The organism is Winogradskyella sp., assembly GCF_025210595.1.
Taxonomy (GTDB): Bacteria; Bacteroidota; Bacteroidia; order Flavobacteriales; family Flavobacteriaceae; genus Winogradskyella.
Genome location: NZ_JAOARH010000093.1, coordinates 34,540 through 52,721, shown reverse-complemented (window position 1 = coordinate 52,721; position 18,182 = coordinate 34,540). Strand labels below are relative to the sequence as shown.

General features: G+C 31.9%; 21 protein-coding genes. 19 read left to right on the top strand and 2 right to left on the bottom strand.

Annotated elements, in window-relative coordinates:
- A partial coding sequence (locus N4A42_RS09920) for a ferredoxin--NADP reductase (RefSeq protein WP_294073466.1) occupies positions 1-968 on the bottom strand: 968 nt, incomplete at its 3' end.
- 133 nt (positions 969-1,101) lie between these two features.
- Between N4A42_RS09920 and N4A42_RS09915 the strand changes: the two genes are divergently transcribed.
- The 16 genes from N4A42_RS09915 to atpG all read left to right on the top strand — a co-directional run bounded on the left by N4A42_RS09915 (position 1,102) and on the right by atpG (position 14,963).
- Positions 1,102-1,434: a PadR family transcriptional regulator gene (locus N4A42_RS09915; RefSeq protein ID WP_294073464.1), complete on the top strand. Its 333-nt coding sequence runs from the start codon at positions 1,102-1,104 to the stop codon at positions 1,432-1,434.
- A 3-nt stretch (positions 1,435-1,437) separates the two neighbouring features.
- Entirely contained in the window at positions 1,438-2,091 is a 654-nt protein-coding gene (locus N4A42_RS09910; protein WP_294073462.1) for a hypothetical protein, read from the top strand.
- A 3-nt stretch (positions 2,092-2,094) separates the two neighbouring features.
- Positions 2,095-2,811 (top strand): hypothetical protein, encoded by a 717-nt coding sequence (locus N4A42_RS09905; RefSeq protein WP_294073460.1) that lies wholly within the window; start codon positions 2,095-2,097, stop codon positions 2,809-2,811.
- A complete protein-coding gene (locus tag N4A42_RS09900) occupies positions 2,811-3,500 on the top strand; it encodes a hypothetical protein (protein ID WP_294073458.1) in 690 nt (229 codons plus the stop codon). Before N4A42_RS09905 ends, N4A42_RS09900 begins: the two co-directional genes overlap by 1 nt.
- Before the next feature lie 47 nt (positions 3,501-3,547).
- Positions 3,548-5,026 (top strand): DUF5687 family protein, encoded by a 1,479-nt coding sequence (locus N4A42_RS09895; protein ID WP_294073456.1) that lies wholly within the window; start codon positions 3,548-3,550, stop codon positions 5,024-5,026.
- A 17-nt stretch (positions 5,027-5,043) separates the two neighbouring features.
- Positions 5,044-5,769, top strand: coding sequence for an ABC transporter ATP-binding protein (locus N4A42_RS09890; protein WP_294073454.1), 726 nt, complete (start codon positions 5,044-5,046; stop codon positions 5,767-5,769).
- Positions 5,770-6,039: 270 nt separating this feature from the next.
- Positions 6,040-8,622, top strand: a complete 2,583-nt coding sequence (locus N4A42_RS09885) for a hypothetical protein (RefSeq protein WP_294073452.1) — start codon at positions 6,040-6,042, stop codon at positions 8,620-8,622.
- 19 nt (positions 8,623-8,641) lie between these two features.
- Positions 8,642-9,082 carry a polymer-forming cytoskeletal protein gene (locus N4A42_RS09880; RefSeq protein ID WP_294073450.1) on the top strand — a complete coding sequence of 147 codons (441 nt, stop codon included), beginning with the start codon at positions 8,642-8,644 and terminating at the stop codon, positions 9,080-9,082.
- Positions 9,027-9,287 carry an AtpZ/AtpI family protein gene (locus tag N4A42_RS09875; protein ID WP_294073448.1) on the top strand — a complete coding sequence of 87 codons (261 nt, stop codon included), beginning with the start codon at positions 9,027-9,029 and terminating at the stop codon, positions 9,285-9,287. Before N4A42_RS09880 ends, N4A42_RS09875 begins: the two co-directional genes overlap by 56 nt.
- A complete protein-coding gene (locus tag N4A42_RS09870; protein WP_294073446.1) occupies positions 9,280-9,660 on the top strand; it encodes a DUF6168 family protein in 381 nt (126 codons plus the stop codon). The genes N4A42_RS09875 and N4A42_RS09870 overlap by 8 nt, the downstream gene beginning before the upstream one ends.
- A 221-nt stretch (positions 9,661-9,881) precedes the next feature.
- A complete protein-coding gene (gene atpB, locus N4A42_RS09865) occupies positions 9,882-11,003 on the top strand; it encodes a F0F1 ATP synthase subunit A (RefSeq protein WP_294073444.1) in 1,122 nt (373 codons plus the stop codon).
- A 40-nt stretch (positions 11,004-11,043) separates the two neighbouring features.
- A complete protein-coding gene (gene atpE / locus N4A42_RS09860; protein WP_004569351.1) occupies positions 11,044-11,232 on the top strand; it encodes an ATP synthase F0 subunit C in 189 nt (62 codons plus the stop codon).
- Positions 11,233-11,338: 106 nt separating this feature from the next.
- The gene (locus N4A42_RS09855) at positions 11,339-11,839 is read left to right on the top strand and encodes a F0F1 ATP synthase subunit B (protein ID WP_294073419.1); all 501 of its coding nucleotides are present in this window, start codon (positions 11,339-11,341) and stop codon (positions 11,837-11,839) included.
- 6 nt (positions 11,840-11,845) lie between these two features.
- The gene (atpH, locus tag N4A42_RS09850; protein ID WP_294073417.1) at positions 11,846-12,382 is read left to right on the top strand and encodes an ATP synthase F1 subunit delta; all 537 of its coding nucleotides are present in this window, start codon (positions 11,846-11,848) and stop codon (positions 12,380-12,382) included.
- Between the two features lie 54 nt (positions 12,383-12,436).
- Entirely contained in the window at positions 12,437-14,014 is a 1,578-nt protein-coding gene (atpA, locus tag N4A42_RS09845; RefSeq protein WP_294073415.1) for a F0F1 ATP synthase subunit alpha, read from the top strand.
- 88 nt (positions 14,015-14,102) lie between these two features.
- Complete coding sequence (gene atpG / locus N4A42_RS09840) at positions 14,103-14,963, top strand: ATP synthase F1 subunit gamma (protein WP_294073413.1); 861 nt, start codon at positions 14,103-14,105, stop codon at positions 14,961-14,963.
- A gap of 84 nt (positions 14,964-15,047) precedes the next feature.
- Here atpG and N4A42_RS09835 read toward each other — a convergent pair whose 3' ends face one another.
- On the bottom strand, positions 15,048-15,365 hold the full coding sequence (locus N4A42_RS09835; RefSeq protein WP_294073411.1) for a hypothetical protein: 318 nt from the start codon (positions 15,363-15,365) through the stop codon (positions 15,048-15,050).
- 187 nt (positions 15,366-15,552) lie between these two features.
- Here N4A42_RS09835 and N4A42_RS09830 point away from each other — a divergent pair, with 187 nt between their 5' ends.
- The 3 genes from N4A42_RS09830 (at position 15,553) to dut (ending at position 18,157) form a co-directional block, all read left to right on the top strand.
- Positions 15,553-16,083 (top strand): hypothetical protein, encoded by a 531-nt coding sequence (locus tag N4A42_RS09830; RefSeq protein WP_294073409.1) that lies wholly within the window; start codon positions 15,553-15,555, stop codon positions 16,081-16,083.
- Between the two features lie 108 nt (positions 16,084-16,191).
- Positions 16,192-17,664 carry an oligosaccharide flippase family protein gene (locus N4A42_RS09825; RefSeq protein WP_294073408.1) on the top strand — a complete coding sequence of 491 codons (1,473 nt, stop codon included), beginning with the start codon at positions 16,192-16,194 and terminating at the stop codon, positions 17,662-17,664.
- Between the two features lie 58 nt (positions 17,665-17,722).
- Complete coding sequence (gene dut, locus N4A42_RS09820) at positions 17,723-18,157, top strand: dUTP diphosphatase (RefSeq protein WP_294073406.1); 435 nt, start codon at positions 17,723-17,725, stop codon at positions 18,155-18,157.
- The last annotated feature ends 25 nt before the right edge of the window (positions 18,158-18,182 follow it).

Genomic DNA, 18,182 nt, shown 5'->3' with positions numbered 1-18,182 from the left:
AGTATATTGTTTTGTCGCATAGTAGCTTCGCCTTCTGTAAGTCTTGCAATACAACTACTACATATACCACCTTGGCAAGAATAAGGCGCGTCAATATCTTGTTTTAATGCAGCTTCTAGAATAGATTGCTTTTCAGAAACTGTAAACTCAAATTCTTCTTCGTCAACAATGACTTTTACTTTTGAACTTCCATTAAAGACATCTAAATTATCTTCATTTGAAGATTCTGTTGAGGCAGTAAATAATTCAAATAGAATATCTTCTTCTTTTATGTTGTTGTTTAGCAATACCTCTTTTACATTAAGAATCATGGTTTCAGGTCCACAGAGATAAAACTTATCAATAATAGCATTGTTGTGTTTGTTCTTTATTATAAAATTAACCGTACTTTTTTCGATACGTCCAAATAACGCATTGTTTTCTTGCGCCTGACTGTAAATAAAATATAGATGAAATCTGTCTTTGTAAGTTTCCTTTAATGCAAGTAAATCATTCATAAACATAGCGTCAGCTAATGTTTTGTTACCATAAACTAGTATAAATTCGCTTAAAGATTCACTTTCTAAAAGTGTTTTTGCAATGCTTAAAATAGGTGTTATGCCACTGCCAGCGGCAAAAGCAGCAATAGTTTTGGTTTTCGTTTCATCTGCTTTAAAAATAAAACGACCATTTGGCTCTGCAACTTCAATAGTGTCTCCAACCTTAAGTTGATTATTAGCAAAAACAGAAAAAGTTCCTTTTTCTACAGCTTTAATGCCTATAGTTAAAACTCCGCTTTTGGGAGAAGAACATATAGAGTAATCTCTTCTAATTTCTTCTCCATTGATTTTAGTTTTAAGTGTAATATACTGCCCAGCTTTAAAACTAAAGTTGTTTTTAAGGCGCTTAGGGATATTAAAAGTTATAGCGACTGATTTTTCAGTTAGTTTATCAATAGATGTTATGGTTAGCTTATGAAACTGAGACATAGGAATGTTTTTTTGCAAAAATAAGGAATCTCTGTTGGTTGAGGTCTTTAGTTATTTGTGAAATACCTTTTTTTGGTTTGAACCAATACATAAAATTCTTATGCATAAGAATTTTATGTATATTTGTTGTGTTATGAGTAATTCAAAATTATATAAGGGAAGTTTAAATACCATTATCTTAAAGTTGCTTAATGAAAATGATAAGATGTATGGTTACGAGATTACCCAAAAGGTTAAAGAGCTTACTAAGGGTGAGCTTAAAATTACAGAAGGTGCTTTGTATCCTGCACTTCATAAGCTCGAAGCTCAAGGTTTATTAGATGTTGAAGTTGCCAAAGTAGATAATCGTTTACGAAAGTATTATAAGCTAACCGAAAATGGTACAAAAGAAACCGTAAATAAACTCGAAGAATTAGCGGAATACATTAAAACCATGCAAGCTTTGGTTAATCCTAAATTGGCTTAGAATATGGCAAAGTTAGATAACGAACAAATACAGTTTATAGATAACTATTTAGAAAATTCTGAAGTGTTCTATGCAGATATAAGAATGGAGATGGTAGATCATGTTGCGTCTGCAATTGAAGCAAGAATAGAAAATGGAGATAAACGCGATTTCTACTATATTTTTAAGGATTATATGATTGAAAACAAATACAGGTTATTGAATGATAACAAACAGTTTTTGAAAGATGTAGATAAAGGAATTTTAAAAAGACTTTTTGTGCTATTAACCAAACCTCAGGCAATTATTGCTTTTGCCCTGTTAGTGTTTGTAAGCCACAAATACATGGAGATAAATGGTCATGCTGGGTTAGTGAGTGTGTTTTTTTGGTTTCCATTCATGTCAATAGTGCCATTTATGATATTATACTTTATGATGCTAAAGCTTTTTAAACTTTCAAGATTTTCGGGTGTAGAAAGACTAGCTTTTGTTTATATGTTTTTCTTTGAATTCTTAAATCTTTTAAGAATTCTATTTAGAAGTAACTTCAATTCTGAAACATCTAATCATTTAATTATTTCAGTTGTAGGGTCAGTTATGATTTTGATTCCAGCTGTGTTGTTACAATTAACGTATCATATAATGAATAATTACAGAAAAAAATACAGAACTATTTAATTCATGAAACTCACCAAAGAAGAAATACAATATATAGACAATTACCTTATAAAAAACGAGGTAAAGTTTTGGGATGTGCGTTTAGAATTGTTAGATCATATTGTGTCTGCAGTAGAAGATAAAATTAAAAGTGAAGGTATTTCGTTTAATGAAGCTTTGCTAGAAGTGCATCAAGGGTTTGGTAATAAAACAACAGTTGGTTATACCAACATCATTGATTTTGAAAAAGCATTATTTGTTGACGATAAGGGGTTTAAGACTTTTACAAGAAATAAACAGAAGGCAATGGCAAAAAAAAACCGTATGCGTTTTTGGAGTATTTTTAAGCAAATGATAATGTCTTCTAAGTTTCTGTTAGAATACGGTTTATATATTTTATTAGTGTTAATAGCATATCAGTACAAGCCTAAAGCAGCGTTTATGATTTCTTTAATAGCTTTGGTGTTGCCAGAGTTGTTAAAATTAAAATATGTCTTCAAAAAAGGTGTTCGCTATTCCTTAAGTGCCAGTATGGTTGGAGGCATTTCTTCTGCTATTTTATGTTTACAAAGTGGTCTTGTTAATTTCTATAAAGATGAATTTACTTTTAATGATGTGGTAGATTATAGGTATGTAATTTGTTTTTATATACTGTTATATTCATTATTTAGAGCCAATTATAATCTATACAAGGAAGTGTTAAGCACTACTATTAATCGTTATAATTTATTAATGTCTTAATGAAACTTACCAAAGAAGAAATTCAAGACCTATACACTTTTACGCGCAAGCACTTTGTAGAACATTATGATTTACAAACGGAGTTGGTAGACCATTTGGCTAATGATATAGAGCAAATGTGGCGAGAGCAACCCAAACTTGGTTTTGAAGATGCTAGAGATAAAGCTTTTAAAAAGTTTGGTGTTTTTGGCTTTATGGATGCTATTGAGCAAAAACAAAAAGCACTAAGAAAAAAATATACTAAGATTTTATTTCAACATGCAAAAGAGTGGTTTAAGTTGCCCAAAATCTTAACTACAATAATGATTTTTTTATTCTTCTATATTTCCATTCAAAATGCTATAGGGATATATTTTTTTTCAGTTGCTATAATAGGTTTAGTTATTGTTGAATTCTATTATGCCTTTAAATTAAAGAAAACAGCAAATCAGCGTTTTAAAACTAATGGTAGAAAATGGATGCTCGAAGAAATGATTTTTAATGTAGCAGCTATGGGAAATATTTTAATTTGTTCTAACCTGCCTAATTTTTTTAATCATATTTTAAAAGACTCAGCAACTCAGCTTCAAGCTTTATTTGTGGCTTTACTATTAACGTTAACAATTATATACTCATATATAACCTTAATGGTACTGCCAGCAAAAGCAGATGAGCTTCTCTCTGAGCAATATCCAGAATTTAGTTTGTAACATTATACACAAAAACGATACTAACACATCAAAATCAACCATAAATTATGATAAAGCACTTTCTTAATTTAGAGTGGAAACAATACTTTCGCTCTTCCTATTGGCAAAAGAGTATCGCTCTAAATATATTATTAGTGTTTTTTGCACTGTATTTTGTGGTTATGTTTTTAGGCTTAGGGTTTGGTTTACTTTTTATTTTAAAGAAAGCTTTCCCAGAGCAAGACGCATTTGTAATTACTAACGGATTTTTATTTTATTGGATAATTGGCGATTTATTAATGCGATTCTTTTTGCAGAAACTGCCAGTAATGAGCGTAAAGCCATTACTTACCTTGCCAATTAAAAGAGCAACAGTTGTTCATTATGTTTTAGGCAAATCGGTACTTAATTTCTTTAATTTTTTACCATTATTTGCTGTGATTCCATTCAGCATAATGCTAATAAGAGATGGCTATGCGGTACCTATGATTTTGACTTGGATGTTTACAATGATTATTATAGTACTTATTGTAAACTTCTTAAATTTTATAATTGAAGCTTTTTCTGCCGAAACAGAATTGTCTTTTCTTCCGGTAATAGCTGTAGTAGGAACACTTTTTGGGTTGGATTATTTTAACATTTTACCAATGAAATCTCTTGTTGGTGATGGACTATTGTATGTTGCTAACAATCCGGTTTTCATTTTAATTCCAATAGCAATATTGAGCATTTTTTACGCTTATAACTTTAAAATATTGAAAGAGAAATTATTCTTAGATAGTTCTCTAAAATCTAAAGTAACTGAAGTAAAAGCAGCAGATTTGTCTTGGACAAACCGTTTTGGAGATATTGCACCATTTATGCAGTTAGATTTAAAGTTAATTTGGAGAAACAAACGCACCAAGTCAATGGCTATGCTTTTAGTAATAGGTGTATTGTATGGTTTATTTTTCTATCCGCAGCCAATGTATCGTGAGATGGAGTTTATGTTTGCTTTTATAGGTGTTTTTTCAACAGGTTTTTTCCTTATTAATTTTGGGCAGTTTATCCCAGCTTGGGATAGTGGTTATTATAAAATGCTGATGAGTCAAAATATAAAATACGAGCAATATTTACGCTCTAAGTTTATACTTATGGTTATGAGTGTTGTTATATTGTTTGTTTTAGGAATTCCGTACGTTTATTTTGGGTGGAAAATTTTAATAGCCCATTTAGCAGCAGCAATTTATAACATAGGTGTTAACTCACATGTTATACTTTGGGGAGGTTCTTTCAACAGAAAAAAGATAGACTTAGATAAAAAGGCGGCTTTTAATTATCAAGGAACAGGAGCTGTACAGTGGTTAATAGGTATTCCATTAATGCTAGTGCCAATGGGATTATTTGGACTTATCAATTGGCTTCTCGGATTTGAGTCAGCAGTTGCCACACTTGTAATACTTGGAATATTAGGAATCGTATTTCATAAAAAATTAATGCGATTTATCACTCAAAAATACCTCGATTCTAAATACAAAATGATTGACGCTTTTAGTCAAGATAATTAATAAAACAGACCAATATCATGATATATACTAAAGATCTTTCAAAATCATACAACGGAACAACAGTTCTTAATATTGAAGAATTGAGTATCCCAAAAGGACAAAGTTTTGGTTTAGTAGGAAACAATGGAGCAGGAAAAACGACTTATTTTAGTTTGCTATTAGACTTAATAAAGCCATCTACAGGAAATATAACAAGTAATGATGTTATTGTAGATGAAAGTGAAGATTGGAAGCCATTTACATCTTCATTCATCGATGAAAGCTTTTTAATTGGCTATCTAACACCAGAAGAATATTTTTATTTCATTGGTGATTTACGCGGGCAAAACAAAGCAGATGTTGATGCATTAACAGCTCAATTCGAAGATTTTTTTAATGGAGAAATCATTGGGAAGAAAAAATACTTAAGAGATCTAAGTAAGGGTAATCAAAAGAAAGCTGGTATTGTAGCTGCGCTTATAGGTAATCCAGAAGTTATAATCTTAGATGAGCCTTTTGCTAATTTAGATCCAACCACTCAAATTCGTTTAAAACAAATCCTGAAAGATTTAGCCGAAAAACAAGGCGTTACTGTTTTAGTGTCTAGTCACGATTTAATGCATGTTACAGATGTTTGCGAGCGTATTGTGGTTTTAGAAAAAGGAAATATTGTTAAGGATTTAGAAACAAACCCAACCACTTTAAAAGAGTTAGAAGCTCACTTTTCTAGCAATATGAATAACGTTCTAGTAGAAGAAGAATAAAAAACTATTTTTTTGTTCCTTTAAACGGAATAACAAAATCAATTTTAAGGCATCAAGCCATCTTAATAAAGGTGGCTTGATTCCTTAAATACATTGCGATAAAACCAAATTAGGCTTTAAATTCAATCTCAATTTCAAAAAGATGCGTATTTTTACCGTTTAGCACACTATAAACCTAATAATTTAGTTATTTATAATGCTAAAATAGCATCAATTTAAATAGGATCAACGTTGAATTATCGCATAAAATTTACAATAGCACTTATTTTAATGGCGATTATCGCCCAAAGTTGCTCGCGCAAAAAGGATACTTTCATCAATAGAAATTTCCATGCTTTAGGAACCAAATACAACATACTTTATAACGGAAATATTTCTCTAGAACGAGGTAAATTAGCTGTTAATGATGCTTTTACTGAAAATTTCTGGGAATTGTTACCTGTGGAGAGAATGCAGGTTAATGATGATATATTTCTTCCTGGTAAAACTAAAAATGCCGATTTTGAACGCGCCGAAGAAAAAGCCATTAAAGCCGTTCAAAAACATGGCATGAATATAAATGGTAAAGAGAAAAACCCTCAAATAGACGAAGCTTATTTGTTATTGGGTAAAGCACGCTATTACGATCAGCGTTTTGTGCCAGCTTTAGCTGCATTTAATTATATTCTCAATAAATATCCTACGAGCGATAAAATTAATCAGGTGAAAATTTGGCGTGAAAAATCTAACATGCGCTTAGATAACAATGAAGGCGCTATTGAAAAATTAAAGCGTTTGCTTGATGAAGAAGATATTGAAGGCCAAGATTTAGCAGATGCTACGGCAACTTTAGCGCAAGCCTATATAAACATTAAATCAAAAGATAGTGCATTAGCTTTACTTGGTATTGCTGCAGAAAATACTAAAGTAAAAAGCGAAAAAGCACGTTTTCATTTTATTAGAGGGCAACTCTACAATGAATTTAAGGAAAAAGATAGTGCCAACATGGAGTTTGATGCTATTATAGATATGCATAGGCAAATTCCACGAGCATTTTACATTAATGCGCACTTAGAGAAATCCTATAATTTTGATGCTTCAAAAGGTGATGAGGTAGAATTTCAAGAATACCTTACTGAGCTAGAAGAAAACAGAGAAAACAGACCATTTTTAGATAAGATTTACTATCGTATTGCAGAGTATCATCGTAATAAAGCATCAGATAGTTTAGCAGAAGCTTATTATAACAAATCACTAAAAAAAACCACATCAGATAAATATTTAAGAGCGCTCAATTACGAAACGCTTGGTAATATGTACTTTGATCGTAATGTTTATAAAACAGCAGGTGAGTATTACGATAGTACAATGACTGCAATGGTTCAAAACTCAAAGCCATATAGAGTTATTAAGAGAAAACGCGAAAACTTAGATGATGTTATTTATTATGAAGGCATAGCGCAAACTAACGACAGCATTTTGCACATTATAGGATTGCCAAAAGAAGAGCAATTAGCAATTTACACCAAATATACTGAAGACTTAAAGCAAAAGGCTATTGAGGAAGAGCAGCGTAAAGCCGAAGAGTTAGAAAAACAAGAAGCTAAAAAGAATATTGCAACTAATGCAATGCAAAGTAAAAACTCAAGACAAGCAATTAGTCCAAGAGGTATACCAGGAGAGTTTTCAACTAAAAAGGGTAGCACCAATAAGCAAAGTAGTTTTTATTTCTATAATCCTACTACTGTAGCTTATGGTAAAAATGAATTTTTAAAAATTTGGGGAGATCGTAAGTTTCAAGATAATTGGAGATTGTCTAATCAGCGTGCTGGCATTAAAAATACAGGGAAAACAGAAAGCATTTCTAAAATTACAGGCAAAGAAGATACTTATAACCCTGAGAGTTACATAGCGTTACTGCCAACCGAAAAAACAGCAATAGATAGTATAGCCAAAGAAAGAAATTTTGCGTACTACCAATTAGGTATTATTTACAAGGAAAAATTTAGAGAACTGCAGTTGTCTCAATCTCGCTTTGAAAATTTATTAAATAACAATCCTGAAAATCGTTTGATTCTGCCTTCAAAATATAATTTATATAAAATTTATTCTGAGTTAGGTTTGTTGGCCAAAGCAGAAGCAATGAAAGCAGATATAATAGCGAATTATCCAGATTCTCGTTATGCAGAAATCTTATTGAATCCGCAATCAGAACTATCTAAAGATGCCAATAGTCCAGAAGCGATATATACCAGTCTTTATGAGAAGTTTGATAATCAACAATATGCTGAGGTCATTACAGAAGCAGAAAAGCAAATAAAACGTTTAGAAGGTGATGATTTCTTGCCTAAATTCGAAATTCTTAAAGCGTCAGCAAGAGGACGTTTATATGGATTTGAAGAATATAAAAAAGGAATAGATTATATTGCCTTAGCTTACCCAAATACCGAAGAAGGTAAAAAAGCACAAGAATTACTTCAAAATGCGATTCCTGTTTTAGCTAAAAAGGAATTTATTGCAGATGATAAAGCTAAGCACTTTAATGTAGTGTATCAATTTAATAATGGTGAAGGTGAAGATATTGATGCTTTTATTAAAACACTCAATGAAGAAATTGAAAAAAAGATAAAATATTTTGATTTAACCACATCAAAAGATTTATATGATGAAAACACAACATTTGTAGTTGTGCATGGCTTAACCAGTATACAAGGTGCTAGTGGGTTTGCAGAGTTGTTGCAGTCTAATGAAAAAGATAAAAGAGGTAGACCTGTAAAACCAAAAATCACTAAAGAATATTTTGCGATTTCTTCGCCAAATTATACCATTATTCAACGACATAAAAATTTAAGCTCATATTTAAAATTAGAATAAAATAAAAACCAAATCACCCATGTTTTCCTCAGACAACAAAAAACCTAAAAACGCATTAAGAATGGAAACAAGTACACAACAGAATATTATAGCTCATGGTACTAAAATAGTTGGCGATATTGCTAGTCAAGGGCCTTTTAGAATAGACGGAACCGTTGAGGGTAATGTTAAAACTTCTGGTAAAGTTGTTGTAGGTAAGTCGGGTTTTATAAAAGGTACATTGCAAGGAGAAAATGCAGATTTTGAAGGTAAGTTTTCTGGAAAATTGATTTTATCTGGTACACTATCTTTAAAGTCTACTGCACATATTGAAGGTGAGGTGCACACCAGTAAATTAGCAGTAGAGCCAGGAGCAACGTTTAATGCTACTTGTAGCATGAAAGGGACTGTAAAATCATTATCTAATGAGCCAATCAAAACCAAACAACCAGAACAAATTACCCAAAGGCAACAAGGGTAATTATAACAAGTTTATAAGATTTACTGGTGTAGCCCTTCAAATGGGATTAACTATTTATTTGGGAAGTCTTTTAGGTGAGTGGTTAGATGGCAAATATCCTAATAAGGATCAACTTTATACCAAAATTTGTACACTTGTAGCTGTTTTTATGTCAATAATTTCAGTGATTATACAAGTAACACGTCAATCTTCAAAAAATGATTAAACGTATTTTAAAATTTATTATAGCAAATATTTTAGTATTTGTAGTGTCTTACTTTGTGCATGATTATGTTATAAATTCTAATGCTGTGGCATTGTCATTTTCTTTATTCAGTGTTTATCTATTTCATGTAGTAGCAGCTTTTATTGTGTATGCTCTAGTTGAAATGGTTGCAGATAAGTTGCCTAATCAAGCAGGTTATGCTTATTTAGCATCTGTTTTTGTGAAAATGGGAATTTTTGTATTAGTATTTAAGGATACTATATTGTCTAATGATCAATTATCAAAGCCAGAACGTTTTTCATTAATTATTCCATTATTTATATTTTTAATTATAGAAGCTGTAGCGATTTCAAACCTACTTAAGCATAAGTAATTTTGTTTACTCTATAGATAGAGATTTACATACTACAAATATTGCTTATAAACATGTAAGTTTATTTCTTTTAAATGGCTCATTAGCTTACTGTAAGGTCGTTTACTCGATAGCGGTTTTTAGTTCTAGAAAACAAAGATTAAAAAGGGTTTGTAGTTTTAATTTATTGTTTACCTTTGCACGGAAATTTAGAGCGCATAAATCTACATTTATAAAAAGGTATGATGATAGCAAAAAAATCTATCAAGTTTTTAACAATAGTAGGAATAGTATTCTTCTCATTATCCACATTTGCAAAAAGTGGAGGAACTTCAGAAAAGGGTGGGCAAGTTAGTTCACCAGAACAAATCAACGATTATATAAAACATCACTTAGCAGATTCGCACGATTTTGCATTATTCTCGTATACAAATGATGCTGGTGAGCGAAAGCATGTTGGCTTTCCTTTACCTGTGATTTTGTGGACAAGTAATGGGTTAACAACATTCATGTCTTCAGAGTTTCATCATAACGATGATGGTCACGTATTAGTGGAGAAAAACGGAATGAAGTTTGCTAAAATTCATAGCAAGATTTATGAGTTAGAAGCAGGAGCTTCAGTAGTAGAGTTTGATGATGATCATCATGCTAAAAATGCTGCTAGAGTTTTAGACTTTTCAATTACAAAGAGTGTCTTTGGGATGTTGTTTGCTGGATTGTTAATGTTCTTAGGCTTTAGGTCACTGGCAAAAGGTTATAAAAAAGGAGCAATACCTACAGGTGTTGGTCGTGTGTTAGAGCCATTAGTGATTTATGTAAGAGATGAAATCGCAAGACCAAACATTGGAGAGAAAAAGTATAAGAAGTTTATGCCATATTTATTAACGGTATTCTTCTTTATCTGGATATTAAACCTTTTAGGATTAACACCATTAGGATTTAATGTTACAGGACAAATAGCAGTAACAGTGTGTTTAGCATTGTTTACATTGGTTATTTATTTATCAAATGGTACCAAAGATTTTTGGGCGCATACTTTATGGATGCCTGGAGTACCAGTAATATTAAGACCAATATTGGCGATTATCGAATTGGTTGGATTTGTATTGATTAAGCCTTTCTCATTATTAGTGCGTTTATTTGCAAACATCACTGCAGGTCACTTCGTAGTAATGAGTTTGATTGCTTTAATGATTACATTAAAAAATCAATTTGGAGCCGTAGGTTCAACAGGTATTTCATTAGTGTTAGCGTTGTTTATTTCCGTAATTGAAATATTAGTAGCGTTCTTACAAGCCTTTATCTTTACAATGTTGTCATCATTGTTTATTGGTATGGCTGTAGAAGAGCACGAACATCATTAAGAATAGAAAAAGAATTTGTTTAATTTATAAATCAATAATTATGTATAATTTAATTGGAGCAGGATTAATCGTAATCGGTGGAGGAATCGGATTAGGTCAAATTGGTGGAAAAGCAATGGAAGGTATTGCTCGTCAACCTGAGGCTGCTGGTAAAATCCAAACGGCGATGATCATCATCGGAGCATTATTAGAAGGTTTAGCATTCGGTGCTTTAATCTTAGGAAAATAATAATATTCTGAGAAACAAAAAAGAAAACACATTCCTGTAACGGTTGGTTGCAGGAAGTGTTTTTTAAGATTAAACAAAAAAATAATAAAAAAGAAAACCAAATATAATGGAGCAATTAATAAATGATTTTTCACCAGGATTATTTGCAATGCAATTATTAATCCTACTTATTTTATTATTTCTTTTAGCAAAGTTTGCTTGGAAACCAATCATATCTGCCTTAAACGACAGAGAAGAAGGTATCCAAAATGCATTAGATGCAGCAGAAGATGCTAAAAAAGAAATGCAAAATTTGCAAGCGGATAACGAAAAGTTGTTAAAAGAAGCTAGGGCAGAAAGAGAAACGATGCTTAAAGAAGCACGTGAGATGAAGAATAAGATGATTGAAGATGCTAAAGAAGAAGCTAAGGCAGAATCTACAAAGTTAGTTGCGGCTGCACAAGCGTCTATAGAATCTGAAAAGAAAGCTGCTATCGCTGAATTAAAATCGCAAGTTGCTAACCTTTCTATTGATATTGCAGAAAAAGTAGTTCGCGAAGAATTATCTAACAAAGACAAACAAGTAAAATTGGTAGAGTCTATGTTAGGAGAAGCAACTTTAAACTAATATAAAATGGCTGGAACAAGAGCAGCAATACGTTACGCAAAGGCAGTACTTAGTTTAGCTACAGAGCAAAATGTAGCAGATACTGTGAATAATGATATGAAGCTAATCACTAGTGCCATTTCTGAAAACGAAGAGTTAGGTCAAGTACTTAAAAGTTCTGTAATCAAATCTGAAGTTAAGAAATCAGCTTTAACTCAGATTTTTCCAAATATTAATGGGATTAGTTCTAATTTGTTCGATGTATTAGTATCGAATAAAAGAATTGATATTCTTGAAGAAGTTGCAGCAAAATACTCAGTGTTATTTGATGTACAAATCGGAAAAGAAGTAGCTACAGTAACTACAGCAGTGCCAATGACTGACGAATTGGAAGTAAAAGTATTGGCAAAGGTAAAAGAGTTAACTAATAAAGCAGTTGAGCTCGAAAACATTGTAGATGAAAGTATCTTAGGAGGTTTCATTTTACGTGTAGGTGATAAGCAATATAACGCAAGTATTGCTAACAAATTAAACAAACTAAGAAGAGAATTTACATTAAATTAAAAGTTTAGATGTCTAGACTCTAGAATCTAAAATCTAATATCTAAATATAAAAAGATGGCAGAAGTAAAACCAGCTGAAGTATCAGCAATCTTAAAACAACAACTTTCAGGTTTTGAAGCAGGAGCTTCATTAGATGAAGTAGGAACAGTATTAACTGTTGGTGATGGTATTGCACGTGTTTACGGATTATCTAATGCACAATATGGTGAGTTAGTTGAGTTCGAAAACGGACTTGAAGGTATTGTATTAAACCTTGAAGAAGACAACGTAGGTGTTGTATTATTAGGACCTTCAAAAGAAATTAAAGAAGGTGCAACTGTAAAACGTACTGAGCGTATCGCTTCTATCAAAGTAGGAGAAGAGATGGTTGGACGTGTTGTTGATACACTTGGTAATCCAATTGACGGTAAAGGACCTATTGGTGGTGACCTTTATGAGATGCCTTTAGAGCGTAAAGCTCCTGGAGTTATCTATCGTCAGCCAGTTGATGAGCCAATGCAAACCGGAATTAAGTCTATTGACGCTATGATTCCAGTGGGTAGAGGACAACGTGAGTTGGTAATTGGAGACAGACAGACTGGTAAAACTACTGTATGTATTGATACCATCTTAAATCAAAAAGAATTTTATGATGCAGGTGAGCCTGTATTCTGTGTATATGTAGCAGTTGGTCAAAAAGCTTCTACAGTAGCTGGTATTGCTAAGACTCTTGAAGAAAAAGGTGCTTTAGCATATACAGTAATCGTTGCAGCAAATGCATCAGATCCTGCACCAATGCAAGTATATGCACCTTTCGCAGGAGCTGCAATTGGAGAGTATTTCAGAGATACTGGTCGTCCAGCATTAATCGTATATGATGATTTATCAAAGCAAGCGGTAGCTTATCGTGAGGTATCATTATTATTACGTCGTCCACCAGGACGTGAGGCGTATCCTGGAGACGTATTCTACTTACACTCAAGATTATTAGAGCGTGCTGCAAAAGTAATTGCAGATGATGATATCGCTAAGAACATGAATGACTTACCAGAGTCTTTAAAGCCAATCGTAAAAGGTGGTGGTTCGTTAACAGCTTTACCTATCATTGAAACTCAAGCAGGAGACGTATCAGCATATATTCCAACAAACGTAATTTCTATTACAGATGGTCAGATTTTCTTAGAGTCTGATTTATTTAACTCTGGTGTACGTCCAGCAATTAACGTAGGTATCTCGGTATCTCGTGTAGGAGGTTCGGCTCAGATTAAATCAATGAAAAAAGTATCAGGTACTTTAAAATTAGACCAAGCTCAGTTCCGTGAATTAGAAGCTTTCGCGAAGTTTGGTTCTGACTTAGATGCTGCAACTTTAAATGTAATTGAAAAAGGTAAGCGTAATGTTGAGATCTTAAAGCAAGCGCAAAACGATCCATTTACAGTAGAGGATCAGGTTGCAATTATTTATGCTGGATCTAAAAACTTATTAAAAGACGTTCCTGTAGAAAAAGTAAAAGAATTTGAAATCGATTATATCGAGTTCTTAAACGCTAAGCATAGAGGTGTTTTAGATACTTTAAAAGCAGGTAAATTAACAGATGAAGTTATAGATACTTTAACCAGTGTTTGTAAAGAATTATCTGCTAAATATGTATAATTGTCATTCCTGCTTCGGCAGGAATCTCATTATTTAAAGTTCAACTTAAATAGATTTTGTGTTTAACACAAAATGACAAACAAAACAAATGGCAAACTTAAAAGAAATACGTAATAGAATATCTTCAGTATCTTCAACGATGCAGATTACCAGTGCTATGAAAATGGTGTCTGCTGCAAAGTTAAAGAAGGCACAAGATGCTATTACAGCAATGCGTCCTTATGCAAATAAATTGACTGAACTTTTACAGAGTTTAAGTGCAACATTAGATGCAGATAGTGGAAGTAAATTTGCTGATCAACGTGACGTAAATAATGTACTTATTGTTGCTATTTCCTCAAACAGAGGTTTAGCAGGAGCATTTAACTCTAACATCATTAAGCAAGTTAGTACTCTTTTATCAGAAACGTATTCTGGTAAAAACGTTTCTATTCTTGCTATAGGTAAAAAAGTCAATGATGCATTTGGTAAAGAGGGTAATGTAATTGCTAACAAAAGTGAAGTTTTTGATGATTTAACTTTTGATAATGTTGCAGAAATTGCTGATATGATAATGAATAAGTTTATCGAAGGTGAGTATGATAAAGTAGAACTTGTTTACAATAGCTTTAAGAATGCTGCAACGCAGATCATTATGACTGAACAATTTTTACCAATTGTTCCAGTAGAAGGAGACGTAAATGTGAATTTAGATTACATCTTTGAGCCATCAAAAGAAGAAATCGTAGAAACATTAATTCCTAAATCATTAAAGACTCAGTTATATAAAGCTATCAGAGATAGTTTTGCTTCTGAACATGGTGCACGTATGACAGCTATGCATAAAGCAACAGATAATGCAACTGAATTGAGAGATCAATTAAAGTTAACTTATAACAAAGCACGTCAAGCGGCAATTACTAACGAAATCTTAGAGATTGTTGGTGGTGCTGAAGCATTAAATAGCTAAATTTTATATTAAATTGTACTAAACTTGCTTTAGTATTTCAATTTTATAGATAAGTAAAAACCTAACTTTAACGAGTTAGGTTTTTTATTTAAACATTGCAGCTAACATAGCAACAGCAATAAAAACATAGCCTATGTATAAAAACCAAGCATGCTGAGCATCGTCTTTTATTATATCTATTCTACGTTGTGTTGTTGCATCTAAAGTATCTTTAGTGCTGTAAGCTTTTTTGCAATTAGAGCACGATAGTTCTGTAGATTTACCTAAAACAAAAGGCAGTATTTTAAGAATAAATATCTTAGAAAACACCTTAACCATTAGTGTATTTTGTTCATTGCAGTGCGTACAAGACGAGTTTTTAACTATTTCTTCTGTAATAAAGCGTTTACTAGTTCCAATCATATACCTTTAGTTTAATTATTTTTAAAAATAGAATAATATTTTAGGTATACATAATAGAAGTTATAACAAAACTCTGTTCAATATAAAATCTTACATTATTATGCCTTTCATCGATTAATGGGTTGAAATATCGGCAATATAGATTGTTTTAGTATATATTGTAGTTCCAAATTTTAACCTACTTATAATGAAAAAACTAAAAAAGGCAACCTATGCCATAGTTTTTATGGTCTCTTTTTCATTTACTTTTCAATGTGCAACTTCAAGTGTTAAGTCTACTAAATTTCAAAAACAAACACCATTTATGCTTAAATCGGTTCTTTTTCAAGAATGGTATGCAGGTGTTAAAGTTGGAGATAAAGGTATAAATGTGTTTATACCAATTAGTAATCTTAATGACGGTGTTACTCTTAAGGATATTTATTTTAGAAGCTTAAGTGGAAAGCTAGTTAAAGAAAACAATAAGTACATTGCTGTTTTAAAGCAGCAGTCTTATAATTATGCACCTTTTAGTGATAGCAAGCAGATCGTTTTTCCTTTCAAACTTAGAGATAATGAATGTGTAATAAGCTATATAGAAAACGGACAAACTAAATTCTGCAAAATAAAAACGCTTAATGAAATTGCTGCAACGTATTATGAAAACGAACCAACTTCGTTTTACACAAAAAGCAATTCTAACGGAATAGCTACCCTAGATGTTGAAGATGATGATTAGAAATTAAGAGAATAATGATTGAGCCTTACCTATTAGTAAGGCTTTTTTATTCTTAGCTATAGAAGACCCATTTATATTTAATATTTTTGGACAATATCATTTTTTTAATTGAGCGGATTTAAATCTCTTTTTAAGCAAACATTTATTTACGGTTTAGCAACGGTATTACCAAGGATGCTAAGCTTTTTACTTGTTCCTTTATATACAAGCGAAGCCGTCTTAGCTAACCCTTCAGAATATGGCAAGGTTTCGGTTATTTTTTCTTATTTCGTGTTGTTTAATGTGATTTTAGCCTATGGCATGGAAACCGCTTTTTTTAGGTTTTTTAATAAGGAAGATGATAAAGATAACGTAGTTAGTACGTCTACTATTTCTCTAATGGTATCGTCCTTAGTGTTTTTTGTTTTGGCTTTAGCGTTTCAAAATCAAATCGCTTATGTTATAGATATAGATGTTAAATACATTAATCTGGTTATTTCGATATTGCTTCTAGATGCATTGGTTATAATACCATTTGCATGGTTAAGAGCTAATGAAAAACCGATGCGATATGCTGTAATTAAGATCATAAACGTAGTAATAAACATTGGTTTAAATCTATTCTTTTTGTTAGCATTAAAAGATCTGGCTGCAAACGAAAACATCTTTAGCAGTATATATAAACCCAATTTTGAGATCAGCTATATATTTATAGCCAACTTGGTAGCAAGTGCTTTTACACTATTGCTAATGGCTTCATTTTATATAAAGCTAAATTATAAGTTCGATAAAAATTTATGGCAACAAATGTTACGATATGCATTTCCGGTTTTAATAGCTGGTGTAGCATTTTCAATCAATGAAACCTTTGATCGAATTTTACTTAAAGAATTACTACCCGCAGATATTGCCGAAAGCCAAATAGGAATGTATTCAGCATGTTATAAATTAGCATTGTTTATGACGCTTTTTGCTACGGCTTATCGTTTGGGAATAGAACCTTATTTTTTTAGTCATGCAAAAACTAAAAATCCACAAAAAAACTATGCTAATATTCTAGAATTTTTTGTTGCCTTTGGGTCAATTATACTTTTAGCTGTAGTTGTTTTTGCAGATGTTTTAAAACCATTTATTATTAGAAGTGAAGCCTATTGGGAAGCTATGCAGATTGTACCAATAATTTTATTAGCTAATTTCTGTTTAGGCATTTATCATAATTTATCGGTTTGGTATAAAATTACAGACAGAACTAAGTTTGGAGCATACATTTCTATCGTTGGCGCAGTAATAACCCTTATAATAAATTTTGTGTTTATTAAAGCATATGGTTATATGGCTTCTGCTGTTGCAACATTAGTAGCTTATGCAAGCATGATGTTATTATCGTATTATTTTGGTAGAAAATATTATCCAATACCTTATAACCTAAAAAAAATAGGGTTGAACTTATTAGTTTCTATCGCTTTTTCAATGTTGTATTTTTATCAATATCGAGGTAATTATATTATAGGGATTACAATGTTAATTGTATTTTTGGGATTGGTTATTTTGCTGGAAAAGAACCAACTATTATCAGTTCTCAAAAAGCAAAAATCTAATTAAATAAAAGAATAATTATATAATACAGTTTCTTCCTTTTTGGAAGAAGGAAGATGGACAGATGAAAATTAAAATCATAAACAAATCCAGACACGATTTACCACATTACGAAACCATAGCTTCAGCTGGTATGGATTTAAGAGCGAGTATTACAGAAGCTAGAACATTAAAACCTTTAGAGCGTACTATAGTCGGTACAGGTTTATTCATAGAATTACCAATAGGCTACGAAGCTCAAGTTAGACCACGTAGTGGGTTGGCAGCTAAAAAAGGAATAACAGTATTGAATGCACCAGGTACAATAGATGCGGATTATAGAGGTGAAATAGGAGTGATTTTAGTGAATTTATCTAATGAAGATTTCGAAATTAAAAATGGGGAACGTATAGCACAATTAGTCATTGCAAAACACGAACGTGCAGAATGGGAAAGTGTTGAAGTGCTATCTGATACAGATAGAGGAGAAGGAGGCTTTGGAAGCACAGGAACTTCCTAATTCCTATATGTGCAGAAATTTCAAA